The sequence below is a fragment of the Lutibacter sp. TH_r2 genome (assembly GCF_033101135.1).
Classification (GTDB): Bacteria; Bacteroidota; Bacteroidia; order Flavobacteriales; family Flavobacteriaceae; genus Lutibacter.
In genome coordinates, this window is sequence record NZ_JAWMPV010000001.1 from 701,418 (window position 1) to 720,860 (window position 19,443).

A 19,443-nucleotide genomic window follows, 5' to 3' on the forward strand; every position below is an offset into this window, starting at 1 on the left:
GTATGAAACCAGATTTTTCAGATATAAAATTAAATTCAGCTGTAAAACAAACAGCTGCAACTTCAGAGAATCAAGACGTTTGGAATACTCCTGAAGGAATCCCTGTAAAAAAACAATTTAATAAAGAAGATATTTCAGAAGCAGAACATTTAGGGTACGCTGCTGGTGTACCACCATTTTTAAGAGGACCATATAGTGCTATGTACGCTATGCGCCCTTGGACGGTTCGTCAATACGCAGGTTTCTCAACTGCCGAAGAATCAAATGCTTTTTACAGAAGAAATTTAGCTGCAGGTCAAAAAGGACTTTCAGTTGCTTTTGATTTAGCTACACACCGTGGATACGATTCAGATCACCCACGTGTAACTGGTGATGTTGGTAAAGCCGGTGTTGCTATAGATTCTATTTTAGATATGGAAATTTTGTTCGATCAAATTCCATTAGATAAAATGTCTGTTTCTATGACAATGAATGGTGCTGTATTACCAATTATGGCCTTTTATATTGCTGCTGCAAAAAAACAAGGTGTTCCTTTAGATAAACTTTCTGGAACTATTCAGAATGATATTTTAAAGGAATTTATGGTACGTAATACTTACATTTACCCACCATTACCTTCCATGAAAATTATTGGTGATATTTTTGATTACACCACTAAAAATATGCCTAAATTTAATTCCATTTCAATTAGTGGTTACCATATGCAAGAAGCTGGTGCAACTGCTGATATTGAATTGGCTTATACATTAGCAGATGGTATGGAGTACATTAGAACTGGATTAAAATCTGGTTTAAAAATTGATGAGTTTGCTCCTCGTTTATCATTCTTCTGGGCAGTTGGAATGAATCACTTTATGGAAATTGCTAAAATGCGTGCTGCACGTATGTTATGGGCAAAAATCATAAAATCATTCAACCCAAAAAATCCAAAGTCAATGGCATTGCGTACGCATAGTCAAACTTCAGGATGGAGTTTAAGTGAGCAAGATCCTTTTAACAACGTTGCTAGAACTTGTATTGAAGCAATGGCTGCTGGTTTAGGTGGAACGCAAAGTTTACATACAAATGCATTGGATGAAGCAATTGCTTTACCTACAGATTTCTCTGCACGTATTGCACGTAATACGCAAATCTTTATTCAAGATGAAACTCAAATGACTAAAGCGGTTGATCCTTGGGCTGGTTCTTACTATGTTGAGTACTTAACTCAAGAGATTGCTAAAAAAGCTTGGAAATTAATTGAAGAAGTTGAAGAATTAGGTGGAATGGCAAAAGCTATTGAAACTGGAGTTCCAAAATTACGTATTGAAGAAGCTTCAGCTCGTAAACAAGCACGTTTAGATTCTGGTCAAGATATTTTAGTTGGGGTGAATAAATTCCAAACTACAGAAAAATCTAACATAGAAATTTTAGAAGTTGATAATACCGTTGTAAGAGAATCTCAAATTGCACGTTTAAATAAAATGAAAGCTGAACGTAATTCAGAAGTAGTTGCTGCTAATTTAAAAGCATTAGAAGACTGTGCTGGTTCTGGAAAAGGTAATTTATTAGAATTAGCTGTTGAAGCTGCAGAAAATTTTGCTACTTTAGGTGAAATTTCTGATGCTTTAGAAGTTCATTTTGGAAGACATAAAGCGGATACTAAATTAATAAGTGGTGTGTACGGTAAAGAAGTAGATAACGACAGTACGTTTGCAAAAGCTCAAAAATTAGCTGATAAATTTGCAGAAATTGAAGGTAGAAGACCAAGAGTTATGATTGCTAAAATGGGTCAAGATGGTCACGATAGAGGTGCAAAAGTAGTTGCATCTAGTTTCGCTGATTTAGGTTTTGATGTAGATATGGGATCATTATTCCAAACTCCTGAAGAAGTTGCAAAACAAGCTATTGAAAACGATGTTCACTTTATTGGAGCATCTAGTTTAGCAGCTGGTCATAAAACATTAATTCCTCAATTAATTGAAGAATTAGCACGTTTAGGTAGACCTGATATTATGGTGTTTGCAGGTGGAGTTATTCCAGCGCAAGACTATGAATACTTATTCGAAAGAAAAGTAGCTGCAGTATTTGGTCCTGGTACTGTAATTTCAGAATCAGCCATTACAATTATGGAGAAATATTTAGAACAAGAATAAGTTTCTAAATTATTTATATTAAAAAAAACCCGGCTAATAGCCGGGTTTTTTTATTTTTTACATTTACTACAAACACCTGTTATCCAAAAATTAACACTATCAATAGTATAACCTAAAGGAACTTTAACTTCTATCTCATTATCCATACATTCAACTTTTCCACATTTCTCACATTTAAAATGATAGTGATGGTGGTAATGGACTTCTCCACAATTTTGACATTTAAAATAATAAAACTTACCATTATCAGAAATTACTTTATGAATAATTCCATCATCTACAAAACTTTGAAGCACTCTATATATGGTAACACGATCAAATTGTGGCAATTGATCTTCTATACTATCCGCTCTCAAACCATAATTTCCAGCGTTTTGAAGGCATTCTAAAATGGCTTTTTTAGATTTAGTTTGTCTTTTTTTCATTTCTTATTGTAACATTGTTGCAATATTAATAATTTCATCGTATCTTTGTACTATAAATAAGAGAAAAGATATATTCTTCCTAAATTTAATTAACAATCTAAAATAACATTAAGAAACTAATTCTAATTTATATTAACACAGAATTTAAAATTACTACATTTTATCTGTTTTAATAAATTATTTAGTTCAAATACTACAAAGAAATTTTCTTATTCAATATTATTAATAGCATTATTTATTCCTCACAAAACAGGAAACAATTCTATTTGTTTAACTTTTGAATAAGTCTAAATATTATACAAATTAATTTAAAAATTTAAAAAAGTAATGAGTAATTTAAACAAAAAAGTAGCAGTAGTTACAGGAGCAACTGGTGGAATTGGATTTCAAGTAGCTAAAAGATTAGGACAAGACGGATATACTGTAGTTTTAAACGGTATTGAAGATGAAGAAGGAGCAAAAAGAGTTAAAGAACTTGAAGCAGAAGGAATTTCTGCAGAGTACATTGGTTTTGATGTTACAAGTGATGATGCTGTAACTAAAAATATTACTGCAATTGGAGAAAAGTATGGTCAAATAGATGTACTTGTTAACAATGCAGGTGGTTTAGGTGGAAGATCTAGATTTGAAGAAATGACTACAGAGTTTTACAGATTTGTAATGGCGTTAAACCTTGATTCAGTATTTTTTGCTTCAAGAGCAGCAATTCCTTTCTTAAAAAAATCAGACAATCCATCAATCATTAACTATACATCAAATGCAGGATGGAATGCAGGTGGACCAGGAGCTGGTATATACGGAACATCTAAAGCAGGTGTACACGCAATTACAAGAGCATTAGCAAAAGATTTAGCAGAATACAAAATTAGAGTAAATGCAGTGTCTCCAGGTACAATTGACACTCCATTCCACGCTCAAATTAAAGCAACTAAACCAGAAGTATTCGCTTCATGGGCTAATAGTATTTTATTAGGAAGAATTGGGAAACCAGAAGAAGTTGCTTCTGTTATTTCTTTCTTAGCTAGTAAAGATGCTTCCTTTATAACTGCTGAAACTATCCAAATTGGTGGTGGACAAGCTTTGGGAATATAATTTAAGATACTTATTAGAATGTAAATTCTTTACAACAAGAATAAGTCTCTAGATTATTTACAATATAAAGCCCAAACATTTTTAATGTTTGGGCTTTTTTAGTATTCATAAATTAACCATCTATAAATATGTAATTCTAACAAAGGTCTTTTGCTACCTAATAATTTTGTCTTAAATTTAAATCATAATATAAAATTGAAGGTAATTTGCAGAGTAAAGACGATATACCATTCCATCATTATTCAGAAACACATAAGTATGTAAATATTAAAGATGGTCATCCTGCGCTTTCAATAAATCCTAATTTTCCATTTATAATAACGCAATTTGATTTAATGACCAATAGAGCTCAAGCTCAAGTTCCTCATAGACATGATTATTATGAAATAATATTTTTAGAAGAAGGAGCGGGACAACATATTATTGATTACGAATCATACAAAATTAAAACTCCTTCATTTTATTTTCTTTCTAAAGGTCAAATTCATTTTTGGGAACTTGATAAAGGACTCGCAGGAAAAGTACTGCTATTTCCTAGAGAATTTTTAATTCCACTAGCAACAACTTTTAATCACGAAGGTGATTTAGCAATTTTTAATAGTTTAAGTAAAGCTCCTTGTGTTGAAATTGACAAGGTTAATTTCTCCAAAATAAATGTTTTATTGAAAGAAATTAACGAAGAATATATGCGGAAATCTGATTGTAGCCTTACAATGCTACGTGCTTATACACATATATTATTGGTAAACCTATTTCGAATTCATGCAAAAGAACAAAACGAAGATATTTTAGATACTACCAATGTTATGGTTCGTAATTTTAGACAATTAGTTTCTGAAAATTATCTAACTATTCGTTCTGTTAAAGAGTATGCCGATTTAATTGGAATTAGTACAACACACTTAAGAGATACCGTTAAGAAAATTACTGGGTATTCACCCGGACAACTCATTCGGCAAGAAATAATTTTTGAAGCCAAACGTAGATTAGCAAATACAGAATTAACTACTGCTGAAATTGGCTACACACTTAATTTTGAAGATACATCATACTTTAGTCGCTTTTTTAAACGAGAAGTTGGTAAAAGCCCATCACAATACCGAGAAGAAATAAGAAAAAAATATCAAATAAAAATTTAATAAATTATCGATAACCTAAAAAAAATACCTAAAATAAGCTTTTGGAAAGATAAAGAATTGCAAATAAAAGGTTTTGAATTCTTCAAACTTGAAACCTTGATTACTGAAGATTTAAAACCGTCAGATCACAACCCTTACTTACCTCATCGGTTAAATTTTTATGCTGTTCTAATAATTACTGAAGGTGAAGTAAACCATATTGTAGATTTTAAGGTTCATACGCTTAAAAAGGGAGATGTTATGGTTATTTCAAAAGGGCAAATTCACGCTTTTGAACAAAGAGCCAAATACAAGGGGTATTTGGTAGTTTTTTCAGAAGCATTTATGCAAAAATACATTGCACAATCTACCATTGCACGTATAAATCACTTGTATAATTATTTTCTAAAACAAGAAAAAATTAACAACCCAGACTACAATCAAATTTTGCTAAATAAATTAAAAGAAGAATTACAAAGTAAATCGTCTTCATTGCCAAATATTATAGCTTCATTATTAACAGTTTATCTTTTAAAGTTGAATGATGAAAATACAAGTTTAGCTACAAATACAGTAGATGATAAAAAACTAGAATATTTCAATCTATTTAAACACCTTGTTGAACAAAATTATTCAAAAACAAGAGATGCAAAAGTTTACGCGTCAGATATAGCTATATCATACAAACATTTAAATGAAGTGTGTAAGAAAATTGTAAAAACTACAGCTAAAGCTTTTATAGATAGTTATATAATTTTAGAAGCTAAAAGAATGCTGGTTTCTACGTCTCTTTCAGTAAAAGAAATTGCCTTTACGTTGGGTTTTGATGAGCCTACTAATTTTCTAAAGTATTTTAAAAAGCATACAAGTTTAACACCTGTTGAATTTAGAAATGCATTAGCGTAAATATTAGGTTATACATTTACCATTCAACCTCTTTAATTTACCTTTTTCCTACGTTGTCTTTTGTTCATTTTTGTATGGTGAAATTCACCATAGAAAAGATGAAGCAAATAACAATTTTAGGAGCAACAAGCTTGGTTGGAAAAAAACTGATAAAAAAGGCTCTTACCAAAGGGATAAAGATTAAAGCATTAGTTAAAAACAAAGAAGAAATACAAGAGTATTCTCATTCAATTGAGATAATTGAAGGGAATTATTTTAATAAAAATACACTGGAACAAGCTCTAAAAGGTGCTCAAATAGTTGTTTCGGTTATAGAACCAACTTTCAATAATAAACTATCTAAGGATGATGAAGATAAATACATTAATATATTCAGATTTATATTAAAACAAATGCAGGTGAACCATCAAAATAGATGGATAAGTATTTCAAATGCAGGTGTAAAAATGAGTAATGAGCATTTACCTTTAGCCAGAAAACTTTTACGTGTAAAAATAATGGAAACGTCTAAATCTACTATGAACGTAAGAGACAGGGAACTCTATTTAATAGAACAAAGCAAATTAGATTGGACTGTTGTAAGAGCTCCCGCAATAAAAGAAAAAGTGGAAGGCAAATTTGTTGCAGACAACCACAAGTTTGTAGGAGCAATGGTAGACTCTAATCAATTATCAGATTTTATGTTATCTGAAATTTTAAACAAAAAATGGATTAAAAAAGCTCCGGTAGTTGGTACTAAATAATAAGAATTAAAATGTCTAAAAAAATCAATAAAAATTTAACTGAAGGAAGTATTGGAAAGCAATTATTCAGTTTAACTTGGCCAATGACTTTAGGTATGTTGGGAATGGTAATTTTTACCATTATTGACACCTATTTTATAGGACTTCTTGGAGTACAACAATTAGCAGCTATTAGTTTTTGTTTTCCTGTAATTATGTTTTTAAACGGACTTTCTATGGGAATTGGAATTGGTACAAGTTCATTAATTGCAAGAAATATAATTGCCACAGACCGTAGTGAAGTTAAAATAATGGCTAGTAGAGCAATTTTATTAGGGATTACGGTTGTTATTGTATTTGTTATTGCAGGTTTAAATGCTATCGAACCCACTTTTAAATTGTTAGGAGCAGAACCAGAAATAATGCCACATATTATTGATTATATGACCATTTGGTTTTTAGGTGTTCCGTTTGTAACCATACCAATGATTGGTAATAATATAGTAAGAGCAACTGGTGATACAAAATTACCAGGAATGTTAATGATAGCATCAGGAGTTGTAAATGGTATTTTAGATCCATTACTAATATTTGGTTACGGGCCATTTCCAGAAATGGGTATAAAAGGAGCTGCTTTAGCAACCGTAATTTCTAGAGGAACAAGTTTAGTTTTAATTCTAATTGTACTTATAAAAAGAGAACAATTATTAACAATTCACTTAGGAAAAATAAAAGATATTCTAGCAACTTGGAAAGAATTAATTTATGTTGCTATACCTGCTTCAATTAGTTTATTAATAACACCAATTTCAATAGGTTTTATAACAAAAATAATTTCTGGATTTGGAAAAGAAGCTGTTGCTGCATTTGGTGTAGCTTCAAGAGTTGAAATGTTTGCGCTAATGGTAATTATGTCACTTGGTTCAGTGTTAATAATTTTTGTTGGGCAAAATATAAGTAAGCATAAATTTGAAAGAATTTTCACATCGCTTAATTACGCTATGGTATTTTCCTTAATCTGGGGAGGAATTATTTTTGTTTTGTTATTACTTTTCGGAAATTTTATAGCATCAGTTTTTACCAATGATATGGAAGTTATTGAAATAACAAAAAAATACTTTTATATAATTGGTGCTAGTTATGGTTTACAAGGACTGGTTATTTTAAGTACTTCTAGCTATAATGGTATTAATAAACCATATCCATCTGCCGTTTTTTCCTTGATAAGAATGCTTGTATTATATGCTCCATTGGCTTGGTTTGGCGCTAAGTTATTTAATATTAATGGTGTGTTTTGGGCTGGTTTTATTGCAAATATTATAGTTGGAATTGTATCGTATTACCATCTAAACCTTACAGTTAAAAAAATAAGTGTAAGATAACTTTATCAAGTAATAACAATACAGGTTACACATTTACCATTTATTGTGTTTTATTAACCTTTATTCAGGCTTCGTTTAACTACATCTTTGTAATGTGAAATTTCAACAGTAAAAAAATAATTAATCATTTAAAAAAACTAATAATGAAAACAATAAAAAACAAAAGCGGATATGTTATGTTACTTACGCTATTAATAAGTGGAGGAACAATTAATGCTCAAAACAACGAAAAACCTATTCAAAAGGATTATAAGGTTATAAAAAGAGTTGATAATTTCAACCAACCTACAACATTTTATCCTACTAAAGCAACTGCAGTTAATGGTGCTATTACTGAAAATGTTGTAACCTCATCTAAAAGATTATTAAACAAGGAAAAACCTTTTCTTAAAAAAGGTGTAGTGAAAACTGTAGGGGAAGAAAACTTAAGCGCTTGGCAAATGACAAGTGATGAAGGTGGTAATCCTCAAAGTGCTCCAAATCCGTTAACGTACTTTACTGCTGGTGCAGCTTCAGATTTACTAACTCAAGTTGAGAGAAGTATACAAATAATGGGATTGGATGTAGATAATGTAAAAGTAGAAACAGAAATTTTCTTTAGATGGACAGATATTATGACTGATGATTGGTCGGGTTATACAGATAAAGTAGTTGCTAATATTGTTATTAAAAGTAATGAACCAACCGAAAAAATTAAAGAATTAAAAGATATGGCAATTAAAGCTTGGTCTATTGGTGAATCTTTAACTAACGCTACACCTATTGACAAAGCATTTATTATTAATGGTGACGATTGGGATGGAAAGGCTGCAAAACCAGGACAAATTCCTTCTCCAGTTTCTGTTGATAATGGACTCACTATTTCGAATACAACTTCTGCAATAAAAATGCAAACAATAAATTACAATGAGCCAAAAGACATGAAAATGGATTTAACAAATCCACCAAAAGAAATGCGTTTCTCTGAAATAGGGATTGCAGAATCAGCAAATAATACAGAGCGTCCATTTTTACATAAAATAAGAGCAAAATCTTTAACACCAGATTACGAAACTTGGGAACTATACTCTGATGATAGTCGTGGTTATGTTGGCATTAACAAAGCACCAACCTCAAGGGAGTATTTTACTTTAGGAACATCATTTTGTTTAATGAGCCAACTTGCTCCAAACATGATGTATTTTCAAAAAAAAGGTGTTAAAATTGATGACTTTGGTGTTGAACACCAATTTAATTATAAACAAGAAAACTTTATGACTCCAACAATGACAGGAGAAATGACCGACGTTGTAACAAGAATTTTGGTTAAAAGTGATGCTGATGAAGCACAAGCAAATCAATTTGCGACTCAAGCACTTCGCTGTTGTTTTGCTGGTGAAGGCATCGTATACAAAACAGAAATGGAAACCAGTATTTATTTGAACGGTAAACTTGTAAAATAAGATTCTAGTTCAATCAGAACAAGAAAACTTGTTCTGATTGAAGCTGTTTTTATCAAAATAAGTAGTATTTAATAATTCAAAAAAAGGAAAATGGAAGCTCAAGAATTCAAAGCTAGAATATTTACACCAGCAAGCTTTTACAAGCATCTTAAAATTTTTGTTGCAAGCTTTTCTGATTTTCGTAAAGCAAGAAAAAACGGAAATGTAAGTAAAGCTTTTAGCGAGAAAATTATGTTAGCCGTAACAGAAGTAAATGGCTGTAGATACTGTAATTACGTTCACACAAAAAATGCAATTGATGCAGGTACTTCAGAAGATGAAATAAAAATGTTGCTGAATGGTGAACTAGGTGAATTGGATAATGATGAGTCTGTTGCACTTATGTTTGCTCAACATTATGCAGATACTGAAGGAAATCCTGATAAAGAAACGTATTCAGCCTTTGTAGAACATTATGGAGAGCAGAAAGCTGCTGATATATTAGCTATGATAAAAGTTATTATGGTAGCAAATATTCATGGTATTTCTTTAGATGCTTTTGTAAGCAGATTTAAAAATCAAAAAATGAAAGGCAGCAAATTGGGTAACGAGTTAGGTATTGCTTTGGGAGTTCTTGTGTTACTTCCTGCTGCAATTATAAAAGTTTGGTTTGAAAAAACTTTTAAAAACAACACTAATGAAAATCAAAATAAATTAAAAACACCAATTATTTAAACTTTCGAAAAGTACCATGCTTTCAGTAATTAGTGTCTTAATAAAAACGAATCAATAAAGTAGTTTTGATGTATTAATAAAAATAACAAATATGTTTAGAAAAGCAGTTTCAATTACCCTATTAGTTTCGTTAATGGCGTTGGCTTCATCAGGAATAATGATGATTGTACTCAACAGTCTTGAGTTTCAATTACAAATGCATCCAGTACACAAAATCTTTGGAATATTAATGACCATATCAGGCTGTTTTCATATTTACTTCAACTTTAAACCTATTAAAAAGTATTTAAGTATTAGAAAAGTTTTAGCTTTTGGAATTGGAATGGTTTTAATAATGAGTGTGCTTTATGTTGTTGGCTTTAATAAACCATTAGACAAGGAGAAAATTCAAGAAATTGAGCTGCTAATGTCTCAATTAGAGAGTAAAAGTTAATTTAACGTCATGCTGAACTTGTTTCAGCATCTCATAATAAAGAAAAATATGAAATATAAAATAACAGTTGAAGAAATAACTGAAGAAGGTAGATTAGACAATCAAAAATTAGAATTTGAGACTAAAAGCCACGATAATCTTTTTGAAATTGTAAAAAAGTTAGAACAACATCCAGAGTTTAGTGACACTGATGTTGCTTCATTAGGAATAGGATTAAAGCTTTTTACAGGCGTACTATTAAAGGAGAAGGAGAAACCATTGTTTAAAAATTTAATGCCACATTTTAAAAAATTTATGAAGGAATTGAAAGACTCAAGAAAAGTTAAATAATTGTTTCTTTTGATTAATGTTCTAAAAAATCTCGAAAGTATAGCTATTCGAGATTTTTTATTTAATAATTTTTTAATACTTCAGTTGAAAAGTTTTACTCTTAATTTAAATAAATATGATAAAAAAAATGATAAGGAAGCACTTAAAAGTATTTCAAATGTTTCTACTAATAGTTTTTAGTTCATTCGCAATGTTTGGGCAGCAAAAAAATACCGTTAGTGGTGTTATAAAAAACGCCTTTAATGGTGAAACTTTAATGGGAGCAACTGTTTATTTTAAAAACACTAGTATTGCGAGTGTTACAAATGAATACGGGTTTTACTCTTTAACAGCAGAAGAAGGAAGTTATACTTTGGTTGTAGCTTATTTAGGATTTGTAACTATTGAAAAACAGGTTGATTTAAAAACAAATAAAAAAATAAATTTTGAATTAGAAGAAAGCGCTTCACAATTAGATGAGATACAAATTTCAGCAAGTGAATCAAAAAAAGTAAATTTAAGAACACCTCAAATGAGTGTTTCTAAATTGTCATCTAAAATAATTAAACAAATTCCTGCTGTAATGGGTGAGGTTGATATTATTAAATCAATTCAATTATTACCAGGTGTAACTAATTCAGGCGAAGGAGCTTCAGGGTTTAATGTTCGTGGAGGTGCTGAAGATCAAAATTTAATTTTGTTAGATGAAGCCGTTATTTATAATTCGTCGCATTTATTTGGGTTTTTCTCAATATTTAATAATGATGCCGTAAAAGATATAAAATTGTATAAAGGAGGAATTCCCTCGCAATTTGGAGGTAGAGTATCTTCTATACTAGATATTAGACAAAAAGACGGAAACAGTAAAAATTTAAGTTTTACAGGTGGAATTGGTGCAATTTCTAGTCGTTTAACTGTAGAAGGCCCAACTATTAAAGATAAAGGATCTTTTATTGTTGCTGGTCGTTCTTCATATGTAAATTTATTTTTAAAATTAGCTGACAATGATAATAGTACAGGTTTTTACGATTTAAATTTTAAAACGAATTATAAAATAAATGATAATAATAAGTTGTATTTATCGGGTTATTACGGGCAAGATAATTTCAATATTTCAGAAGCTTTTTCAAACTCTTACGGAAATTTAACTACAAATTTAAGATGGAATCATATATTTAATGATAAGCTGTTTTCTAATCTTTCTGTTATCTACAGTCGTTATAATTACGATATGGAACTCGATTTTAGAGATTTAAAATGGGCGTCTGATATTAACAATTACAATTTAAAATATGATTTCAGTTATTTCAAAAGTGAAAAATTAAAATTTAAGTTTGGAGCAAGTTTAATTCATTATAAATTCAATCCAGGTTTGTTGAGTCCTTTAAATGAAGATTCAGGAATAAACAGATTAGATTTAGATGATAAGTTTGCTTTTGAAAATGGTATTTACGCAAGTTTAGAACATAAAATAAGTAATAACTTAACAGCAATGTATGGATTACGCTATAGCAATTTTAATAGAGTTGGAGATCAAGTAATTAGTAATTACGAGAACAATGCTCCTGTTATTTACAACTCTCAATTAGGAATTTATGAAAGTGCAGAAGCCATAGGTGAAACAGAATATTCTAGTGGAGAAAGTATTGCTTCGTATGGGAATTTTGAGCCTAGAGCAGCAATTTCATATAAATTAACAGAAGATTCTTCGGTAAAAGCAAGTTACAACCGTATGGCTCAATATTTACATTTAATTTCTAATACAACATCAGCAACACCGCTAGATATTTGGGCACCAAGTGGTGAATATATAAAACCTCAATTAGCAGATCAATACGCTGTAGGTTATTTTAGAAATTTTAATAACAATACCTATTCTTTAGAAGCAGAAGCCTATTATAAAACTGTTGACAATAGAGTAGATTATATTGATGGAGCAGATTTAATTGCTCAAAATAATATTGAAACTCAAATTTTAACAGGAGAATCTAGATCTTATGGATTAGAGTTAATGTTAAGAAAAAACACAGGAAAATTTACAGGTTGGTTAGCGTATACACTTTCTAAAGCTGAACAAAAAACAGATGGAGGATCAATAGGAGGTTTAGGAATTAATAATGGACAATGGTACAATTCATCGTATGATAGGACTCACGATATTTCGTTTACCGGAAATTATAAATTAAATAATAAATGGAGTTTTGGAACTAATTTTGTTTTTCAAACCGGTAGACCAACAACATATCCAAATGGTCAATTTCAATATAATGGATTGTCAATTCCAACGTATTCTGAAAGAAATGCTGATAGATTGCCAGCTTATCATCGTTTAGACATATCGGCAACTTTAATTCCTGAAAAAAATAAAAATAGAAAGTGGCAAGGAGAATGGGTTTTTAGTATTTATAACCTATACAATCGAAGCAATGCGGCATCTATTACATTTGGACAGGATGTAGATACAGGAATTAATGAGGCAACGCAAACTTCAATTTTTGGAATTATACCTTCAGTTACTTACAATTTTAAATTTTAGAAATTATGAAAAACACATATATAAAACTTGTTATTAGTTGCTTAACGTTATTAATTGTTTCGTGTACTGAAACTGTTGATGTTGATGTACCAAATGGAGGTGAACGTTTAGTTGTTGAGGCTTCTATTTTATGGGAAAAAGGAACAACAGGTCAAAACCAAGAGATTAAATTATCAAAATCTACTGAATATTTTACAGATGAATTGGATATTCCTGTTGAAGGTGCAATTGTTAGCATAACAAATAATAATTCAAGTGAAATTTTCGATTTTCAAAATGAAGGGAATGGTATTTATAGTTCTAATAATTTTAATCCTATAATTGGAGATTCTTACTCGTTAGATATTAATTATGAAGGAGAACATTACGTAGCAACTGAAACATTTACTTCAGGTATAGAAATTTCTTCGATAACACAAAGTATAGAAAGTAGAATGGGTAATGATGAAATAAATATAAAAGTGAATTATAATGATCCTGAATCTACAAAAGACTTTTATTTGGCTGAATTTATTCCGTCTCATAAACCATTACTTTCTTTAGTTTCATCAAAAGATGAATTTTATAATGGAAATAATTTCTTTATGGAATATGAAGAAGAAGATTTAGAAACGGGTGTTCAAGTAGAAGTTAAACTACACGGAATTTCAGAAGATTATTACAATTATATTGAAATTTTAATAAGTCAGTTAGGAGAAAAGGGTCCGTTTCAAACAACTCCTGCAGCATTAAAAGGAAATTGCGTTAACATAAATAATTCAGAAGAAGAAGTTTTAGGTTATTTTAGATTAAGTGAGGTTGATATAGACAGTATTACAATTGATTAAAAATAAACCAAATTCATCGGTTAGATATTAAACCATTGAAAAGTACCATACTTTAAGTAATTAGTGTCTTATCATTTACTAATCAATAAAGTAGTTTTGATGTATAAATAAAACCCACTAAATATGTTTAGAAAAGCAGTTTCAATAACGTTATTAGTTTCATTAATGGCATTGGCTTCATCAGGAATAATGATGATTGTACTCAACAGTCTTGAGTTTCAATTACAAATGCATCCAGTACACAAAATCTTTGGAATATTAATGACCATTTCTGGTGGATTTCATATTTACTTCAACTTTAAACCTATTAAAAAGTATTTAAGTGTTAGAAAAGTTTTAGTTTTTGGAATTGGAATGGTTTTAATAATGAGTGTGCTTTATGTTGTTGGGTTTAACAAACCATTGAATAAAGAAAAAATTCAAGAAATTGAATTGTTAATGTCTCAATTAGAGAGTAAAAGTTAATATAAAGTCATGCTGAACTTGATTTAGCATTTCATAATAAAGAAAAAAATGAAATATAAAATAACAGTAGAAGAAATAACTGAAGAAGGTAGATTAGACAATCAAAAATTAGAATTTGAGACTAAAAGCCACGATAATCTTTTTGAAATTGTAAAAAAGTTAGAACAACATCCAGAGTTTAGTGACACTGACGTTGCTTCTTTAGGAATAGGATTAAAGCTTTTTACAAGTGTACTATTAAAGGAGAAGGAGAAACCAATATTTAAAAATTTATTACCACATTTTAAAGAGTTTATGAAAGGGTTAAAAAATTAGGAAAAGTTAGGTAATGGTTTTTTTTAACTGATATTATATTATAAAGTATACTCAAGATAATTAAAGAACTATTTTTATTGATAAAATAGTTCTTTAGTTATTCATTCTGCTATCGCTAAATTTAAAATAACAATTAACAAATCCGAGGCAATTGCTCACCTACTAACGGACTCACAATTCGTTTGCCACCAATTAAACTTTGCATTACTACTTTATTTGGATGTTCAGAAGTTATTTTGCCAATAATAGCAGCATTTTTCCCTTTGGAATGATTTTGCATTAAGGCTAAAACTTCATCTTTTATACTAGCATCTACAACAGTTAAAAACACTCCTTCATTAGCAACATACATTGGGTCTAAACCCAACATTTCACAAGCTGCAGCAACTTGTTTTTCAACCGGAACATCTATTTCTTTTAATGCTACACCAATCGAAAAATCATTTGCTAATTCGTGTAAAACAGTTCCTAAACCTCCACGCGTTGGATCTCTAAATAGTTTAATTTTTTCTCCAAATTCATCTAATAAATCATTTACCAAATAGTTTAAGTTGGTTGAATCACTTTCAATAGTAGATTCAAATTCCAAACCTTCACGCTCACTCATAATTGCCATTCCGTGTTGTGCAATAAAGCCATTCACTAAAATAACATCGCCTTCTTTAATATTTTGAACCGAAATATTTGCCTTTGGATGCATTGCTCCAAAACCGGTTGTATTTATAAATATTTTATCACCTTTTCCTCTTTCAACAACTTTAGTATCTCCAGTAATAATCAACACTCCACTTTCATCAGCAGCCTTTTTAACAGACTCTACAACCTTTACAAATTCTGAAACCTTCATCCCTTCCTCAATAATAAATGCCAATGACAAATATTTAGGAATTGCTCCACACATTGCAACATCATTCACTGTTCCGTGAACAGCTAGCTCACCAATATTTCCACCTTTAAAAAAAATGGGAGTAATAACAAAACTATCAGTTGAAATTGCCATTTTTCCATCAATTTGAACAATAGAACCATCGTGTTTTTGATCTAAATACGGATTGCTAAATGTTTTAAAAATGATTTTATCTAGCAAATTACGTGTTAATTCTCCTCCACTTCCGTGGCCTAAATGAATGGTTTCAAAACCTAAATTTTCTATACTCATATTTTAAATTTTGTTATTTGAAAAATGAAAATAAGCAGCACACGCGCCTTCCGAAGAAACCATTGGAGCTCCCAACGGATTTGAAGGTGTACACGTTTTACCAAACTCACTACAATCAATTGGTTTTTTAATTCCTCTTAAAATTTCCCCAGCTATACATTTAGAATTTTCAGGCACTTTAATATTTTCAATGCAAAACCTCGTTTCAGCATCGTACTTTTTATATGCTTCTTTAATTACATAACCACTATTTGGAATTTCACCAATACCACGCCATTCTCTATTACCAACTTCAAAAATGGTATTAATTACTTTTATAGCTGCCGTATTCCCTTCTTCTTTAACTGCGCGTGCATATTGATTTTCTAACTCGTGTTTTCCTGCCTCTAACTGTTTCACTGTCATATAAATTCCTTGCACTAAATCTAACGGTTCAAAACCAGTTACCACCATTGGGATTTTATATTTCTCAACTAACGGATAATATTCTTGAATCCCCATAATAGCACAAACGTGACCAGCAGCTAAAAACCCATCAATTGTGCATAATTCATCATCTAAAATGGCCTCCATTGCTGGTGGCACCAATACGTGAGAAACTAAAATTGAAAAATTCTCTATACCTTCTTTTTCTGCGTGTAAAACTGAAAGTGCATTTGCCGGAGCCGTAGTTTCAAAACCAACAGCAAAAAATACAACTTCCTTATCTGGATTCTCTTTGGCGATAGAAACTGCTTCAATTGGTGAATATAAAATTCGTAAATCTCCACCCAAAGCCTTCGCTTCTAACAAACTTTTTTTACTTCCTGGAACACGAATCATATCACCAAACGAACATACAATTACACCTTGCTCTAATAATTCAATAGCCTTGTCAATTAAATTTAAAGGTGTAACACAAACCGGACAACCGGGACCGTGAATCATTCGAACATTTTCTGGTAATAATTCTAAAATGCCATTTTTAACCAAACCATGCGTTTGTCCACCACAAATCTCCATAATATTCCAAGGTTTTGTGGTGATTTTATGCAACTCATCTAACAACTTTTTAGTTGCTTCTAGGTTTCTATATTCGGTTAGATATTTCATTCTATTTATTTTTAATCGTCATTCTAAACTTGGTTCAGAAACTCATCAAACTACTCGCCTATTATTATGAGAACCTGAAACAAGTTCAGGTTGACGGGAAAATTTAAATCCTATATACTCTTCATTCTACATTCAAATAATACATTATTTGCCCAAAAGAGATATTCTCGTCGTTTGGCGACAATTCTTTATGAAAGTACAATTTTATTTCTTCAGGAGCCATTTCAATTAACATATCAACCAATGTTGTATTCTGAAAAACACCACCACTAAACGCAATTTTAATGAATCCTTTTTCTTCTGAAAAATCTAATATTGACTTTGCCAATGTGAATAAAAAATTACTAATAATTTGTTCCTTTTCAACTCCAAATTTTAAATCTTTATATATATTCTGAATAATTTCTTTTGCTGAAAACCCTTCTGAATTTATACTACAATACAATTTACATTCATTTAAATTATAAGTTGAAATTGAATTTTCTAATAAAATTGCTGCTTCACCTTCGTATGTATTAAAATCAGTAATATTTAAGAGTGAAGCCACCGCATCAAACAATCTTCCTACAGATGATGTTTTTAACTTATTTTGTGATTTTAAATAGCTGTAGTTTTTTATTTCTGAAGCTAAAAATTTTTCTTCTAAAATTGGTTTCATATCTTCAGAAGCTAGTGTAAATAATGAAATTCTTGGCTCTTTAGACATTTTATCGCCCATTAACCAATCAAAGTTTTCTAAATGACCTATTCTATCTATTTTATTATTGCTATAACTTAAAAACTCTCCACCTAAAATGGTAGTATCATTACCATAACCTGTTCCATCAAAAACAACTCCTAATACTTTTTCATTCCATAAATTATGCTCACCTAAAACAGAAGTGAAATGCGCTTTATGATGTTGAATTTCTATTAATCTTACATTGTACTTTTTAGTTAATTCCTTTCCAAATTGAGTACTTTGATACATTGGATGTTTATCAACTAAAATAACTGAAGGTTCTTGCTCAAAAAGCTGTATAAAATCTTCGGAAGTTTCTGTAAATCGATTGTAAACATCAAAATTATCTAGATTTCCGATATACTGACTTACGTATAAATTTTCATTGGGATAAAAAGCAATCGTACTTTTTAAATGTGCTCCCATTGCTAGTATTTTTTCTTCGGAATTGATTTTAATATTCAAATAATTTGGAGCAAAACCACGTGAACGTCTAAACAACACTTGTTGCTTAAATTTATTACTAAACTTTAAAACAGAATCATCTTGCGGATGTTCAATTTTTAAATTGTGTTCCAGAAAATAATCGGCTACATGGTTTAATTTTTCTATTGCTTGATTATTTTCACTAATAATTGGAGAACTGTGAATATTTCCACTAGTTGCAACAATCGGAAACTTTAATTCGTTTGCTAATAATTGCAAAATTCCAGTATAAGGTAATAAAACACCTAACTGATTTAATTTTGGAGCAACTTGTTTTAAAGCAATATTTCCTTTGTATTTTTTTAATGAGATTATATTAATTGGTCTTTCTGTAGATTGTAAAGATTTTACTTGTTTTTTATTTAATTCTACTTCGTTTTGAAGAAATTTTAACGATGGATATAAAACCGCAAAAGGTTTGTTTGGCCTGTGCTTTTTATCACGAAGTTTTTGAACAACTTTACTGTTTTCAGCATTACAACATAACAAATAACCACTTGTGTTTTTTATAGCTACAATTTTCCCCTCGGAAAGTAATTCTGAAACCTTTTTAAATATGTAACTACACTCTAAATCTTTACCTTTATTATTTACTAGTTTCAATTGAATTCCACAAGTAGAACATGTATTAGTTTGTGAGTGAAATCGTCTATCAGCAGGATTTGTATATTCTTCTAAACAAGTTTCACACATTGGAAAATCATCTATACTTGTATGCGCTCGTTCAAATGGGAACGTTTTTGTAATTGCCCATCGTGGACCACAATTTACACAGGTTGTAAATGCATAACCCACTCTTCTATTTGAAGTATCTTTTAGTTCTTCTGCACAATCTTTACAAATGGCAAAATCAGGAGTTAAAGGTAAATTTAATTGACCTTCTTTTTCTGAAGGAATAATTTTAAACTCTTCAAAATTTTTAGATTCAATTTCTACAATTGAACTATGTTGAATTTTAGAAACTGGCGGAGGAAAATTGATTAACTTTTGATAAAAACTATTTATGTTTTCTTCTAATCCTGAAACATAAATAATAACACCTTCTTCATTATTGGAAACAGTTCCTTTTAAAGAAAATTCAGTTGCCAATGTATAAACATACGGACGAAAACCTACACCTTGAACTTGCCCGGAAACTAAAATTTTGTAGGTTTTATTCATTTA

18 protein-coding genes are annotated in these 19,443 nt (G+C 30.2%); 14 read left to right on the forward strand and 4 right to left on the reverse strand.

Annotated elements, in window-relative coordinates:
• Positions 1–2 precede the first annotated feature (2 nt).
• A complete protein-coding gene (gene scpA, locus R3X25_RS02840) occupies positions 3–2,135 on the forward strand; it encodes a methylmalonyl-CoA mutase (protein WP_317671647.1) in 2,133 nt (710 codons plus the stop codon).
• Positions 2,136–2,185: 50 nt separating this feature from the next.
• Here scpA and R3X25_RS02845 read toward each other — a convergent pair whose 3' ends face one another.
• A complete protein-coding gene (locus R3X25_RS02845) occupies positions 2,186–2,560 on the reverse strand; it encodes a Fur family transcriptional regulator (RefSeq protein WP_317671649.1) in 375 nt (124 codons plus the stop codon).
• Positions 2,561–2,887: 327 nt separating this feature from the next.
• Between R3X25_RS02845 and R3X25_RS02850 the strand changes: the two genes are divergently transcribed.
• From R3X25_RS02850 to R3X25_RS02910, 13 genes are all read left to right on the forward strand, one after another.
• Positions 2,888–3,652, forward strand: a complete 765-nt coding sequence (locus R3X25_RS02850) for an SDR family NAD(P)-dependent oxidoreductase (protein ID WP_317671651.1) — start codon at positions 2,888–2,890, stop codon at positions 3,650–3,652.
• Positions 3,653–3,858: 206 nt separating this feature from the next.
• Positions 3,859–4,791 (forward strand): helix-turn-helix domain-containing protein, encoded by a 933-nt coding sequence (locus R3X25_RS02855; RefSeq protein ID WP_317671653.1) that lies wholly within the window; start codon positions 3,859–3,861, stop codon positions 4,789–4,791.
• 96 nt (positions 4,792–4,887) lie between these two features.
• Positions 4,888–5,676, forward strand: a complete 789-nt coding sequence (locus R3X25_RS02860; RefSeq protein ID WP_317671655.1) for a helix-turn-helix transcriptional regulator — start codon at positions 4,888–4,890, stop codon at positions 5,674–5,676.
• Positions 5,677–5,774: 98 nt separating this feature from the next.
• Positions 5,775–6,419 carry an NAD(P)H-binding protein gene (locus R3X25_RS02865; protein ID WP_317671657.1) on the forward strand — a complete coding sequence of 215 codons (645 nt, stop codon included), beginning with the start codon at positions 5,775–5,777 and terminating at the stop codon, positions 6,417–6,419.
• 11 nt (positions 6,420–6,430) lie between these two features.
• A complete protein-coding gene (locus R3X25_RS02870) occupies positions 6,431–7,780 on the forward strand; it encodes an MATE family efflux transporter (protein ID WP_317671659.1) in 1,350 nt (449 codons plus the stop codon).
• A 143-nt stretch (positions 7,781–7,923) separates the two neighbouring features.
• A complete protein-coding gene (locus R3X25_RS02875) occupies positions 7,924–9,222 on the forward strand; it encodes an OsmC family protein (RefSeq protein ID WP_317671661.1) in 1,299 nt (432 codons plus the stop codon).
• Between the two features lie 90 nt (positions 9,223–9,312).
• Complete coding sequence (locus R3X25_RS02880; RefSeq protein WP_317671663.1) at positions 9,313–9,936, forward strand: carboxymuconolactone decarboxylase family protein; 624 nt, start codon at positions 9,313–9,315, stop codon at positions 9,934–9,936.
• Between the two features lie 91 nt (positions 9,937–10,027).
• Positions 10,028–10,369, forward strand: a complete 342-nt coding sequence (locus R3X25_RS02885; protein ID WP_317671665.1) for a DUF4405 domain-containing protein — start codon at positions 10,028–10,030, stop codon at positions 10,367–10,369.
• 48 nt (positions 10,370–10,417) lie between these two features.
• Positions 10,418–10,699: a DUF3861 domain-containing protein gene (locus R3X25_RS02890; RefSeq protein ID WP_317671667.1), complete on the forward strand. Its 282-nt coding sequence runs from the start codon at positions 10,418–10,420 to the stop codon at positions 10,697–10,699.
• Positions 10,700–10,856: 157 nt separating this feature from the next.
• The gene (locus tag R3X25_RS02895; RefSeq protein WP_317671669.1) at positions 10,857–13,214 is read left to right on the forward strand and encodes a TonB-dependent receptor; all 2,358 of its coding nucleotides are present in this window, start codon (positions 10,857–10,859) and stop codon (positions 13,212–13,214) included.
• A 5-nt stretch (positions 13,215–13,219) separates the two neighbouring features.
• Positions 13,220–14,041 carry a DUF4249 domain-containing protein gene (locus R3X25_RS02900; RefSeq protein ID WP_317671671.1) on the forward strand — a complete coding sequence of 274 codons (822 nt, stop codon included), beginning with the start codon at positions 13,220–13,222 and terminating at the stop codon, positions 14,039–14,041.
• Positions 14,042–14,164: 123 nt separating this feature from the next.
• Positions 14,165–14,506, forward strand: a complete 342-nt coding sequence (locus R3X25_RS02905; RefSeq protein WP_317671673.1) for a DUF4405 domain-containing protein — start codon at positions 14,165–14,167, stop codon at positions 14,504–14,506.
• A 48-nt stretch (positions 14,507–14,554) separates the two neighbouring features.
• Complete coding sequence (locus tag R3X25_RS02910) at positions 14,555–14,821, forward strand: DUF3861 domain-containing protein (RefSeq protein ID WP_317671675.1); 267 nt, start codon at positions 14,555–14,557, stop codon at positions 14,819–14,821.
• A 133-nt stretch (positions 14,822–14,954) separates the two neighbouring features.
• Here the strand turns inward: R3X25_RS02910 and hypE are convergent, their stop codons facing one another.
• The 3 genes from hypE to hypF form a co-directional block, all read right to left on the reverse strand.
• Positions 14,955–15,980, reverse strand: a complete 1,026-nt coding sequence (hypE, locus tag R3X25_RS02915; protein ID WP_317671677.1) for a hydrogenase expression/formation protein HypE — start codon at positions 15,978–15,980, stop codon at positions 14,955–14,957.
• Positions 15,981–15,983: 3 nt separating this feature from the next.
• Positions 15,984–17,072, reverse strand: coding sequence for a hydrogenase formation protein HypD (gene hypD / locus R3X25_RS02920; protein WP_317671679.1), 1,089 nt, complete (start codon positions 17,070–17,072; stop codon positions 15,984–15,986).
• A 121-nt stretch (positions 17,073–17,193) separates the two neighbouring features.
• Positions 17,194–19,440 (reverse strand): carbamoyltransferase HypF, encoded by a 2,247-nt coding sequence (hypF, locus tag R3X25_RS02925; protein WP_317671681.1) that lies wholly within the window; start codon positions 19,438–19,440, stop codon positions 17,194–17,196.
• Positions 19,441–19,443 lie beyond the last annotated feature (3 nt).

Excerpts from the sequence above, each read along its gene's own strand:
- scpA (WP_317671647.1), top strand. The coding sequence starts at position 3 with ATGAAACCAGATTTTTCAGATATAAAATTAAATTCAGCTGTAAAACAA.
- R3X25_RS02845 (WP_317671649.1), bottom strand. The coding sequence starts at position 2,560 with ATGAAAAAAAGACAAACTAAATCTAAAAAAGCCATTTTAGAATGCCTT.
- R3X25_RS02850 (WP_317671651.1), top strand. The coding sequence starts at position 2,888 with ATGAGTAATTTAAACAAAAAAGTAGCAGTAGTTACAGGAGCAACTGGT.
- R3X25_RS02865 (WP_317671657.1), top strand. The coding sequence starts at position 5,775 with ATGAAGCAAATAACAATTTTAGGAGCAACAAGCTTGGTTGGAAAAAAA.
- R3X25_RS02870 (WP_317671659.1), top strand. The coding sequence starts at position 6,431 with ATGTCTAAAAAAATCAATAAAAATTTAACTGAAGGAAGTATTGGAAAG.
- R3X25_RS02875 (WP_317671661.1), top strand. The coding sequence starts at position 7,924 with ATGAAAACAATAAAAAACAAAAGCGGATATGTTATGTTACTTACGCTA.
- R3X25_RS02880 (WP_317671663.1), top strand. The coding sequence starts at position 9,313 with ATGGAAGCTCAAGAATTCAAAGCTAGAATATTTACACCAGCAAGCTTT.
- R3X25_RS02885 (WP_317671665.1), top strand. The coding sequence starts at position 10,028 with ATGTTTAGAAAAGCAGTTTCAATTACCCTATTAGTTTCGTTAATGGCG.
- R3X25_RS02890 (WP_317671667.1), top strand. The coding sequence starts at position 10,418 with ATGAAATATAAAATAACAGTTGAAGAAATAACTGAAGAAGGTAGATTA.
- R3X25_RS02895 (WP_317671669.1), top strand. The coding sequence starts at position 10,857 with ATGTTTCTACTAATAGTTTTTAGTTCATTCGCAATGTTTGGGCAGCAA.
- R3X25_RS02900 (WP_317671671.1), top strand. The coding sequence starts at position 13,220 with ATGAAAAACACATATATAAAACTTGTTATTAGTTGCTTAACGTTATTA.
- R3X25_RS02905 (WP_317671673.1), top strand. The coding sequence starts at position 14,165 with ATGTTTAGAAAAGCAGTTTCAATAACGTTATTAGTTTCATTAATGGCA.
- R3X25_RS02910 (WP_317671675.1), top strand. The coding sequence starts at position 14,555 with ATGAAATATAAAATAACAGTAGAAGAAATAACTGAAGAAGGTAGATTA.
- hypE (WP_317671677.1), bottom strand. The coding sequence starts at position 15,980 with ATGAGTATAGAAAATTTAGGTTTTGAAACCATTCATTTAGGCCACGGA.
- hypD (WP_317671679.1), bottom strand. The coding sequence starts at position 17,072 with ATGAAATATCTAACCGAATATAGAAACCTAGAAGCAACTAAAAAGTTG.
- hypF (WP_317671681.1), bottom strand. The coding sequence starts at position 19,440 with ATGAATAAAACCTACAAAATTTTAGTTTCCGGGCAAGTTCAAGGTGTA.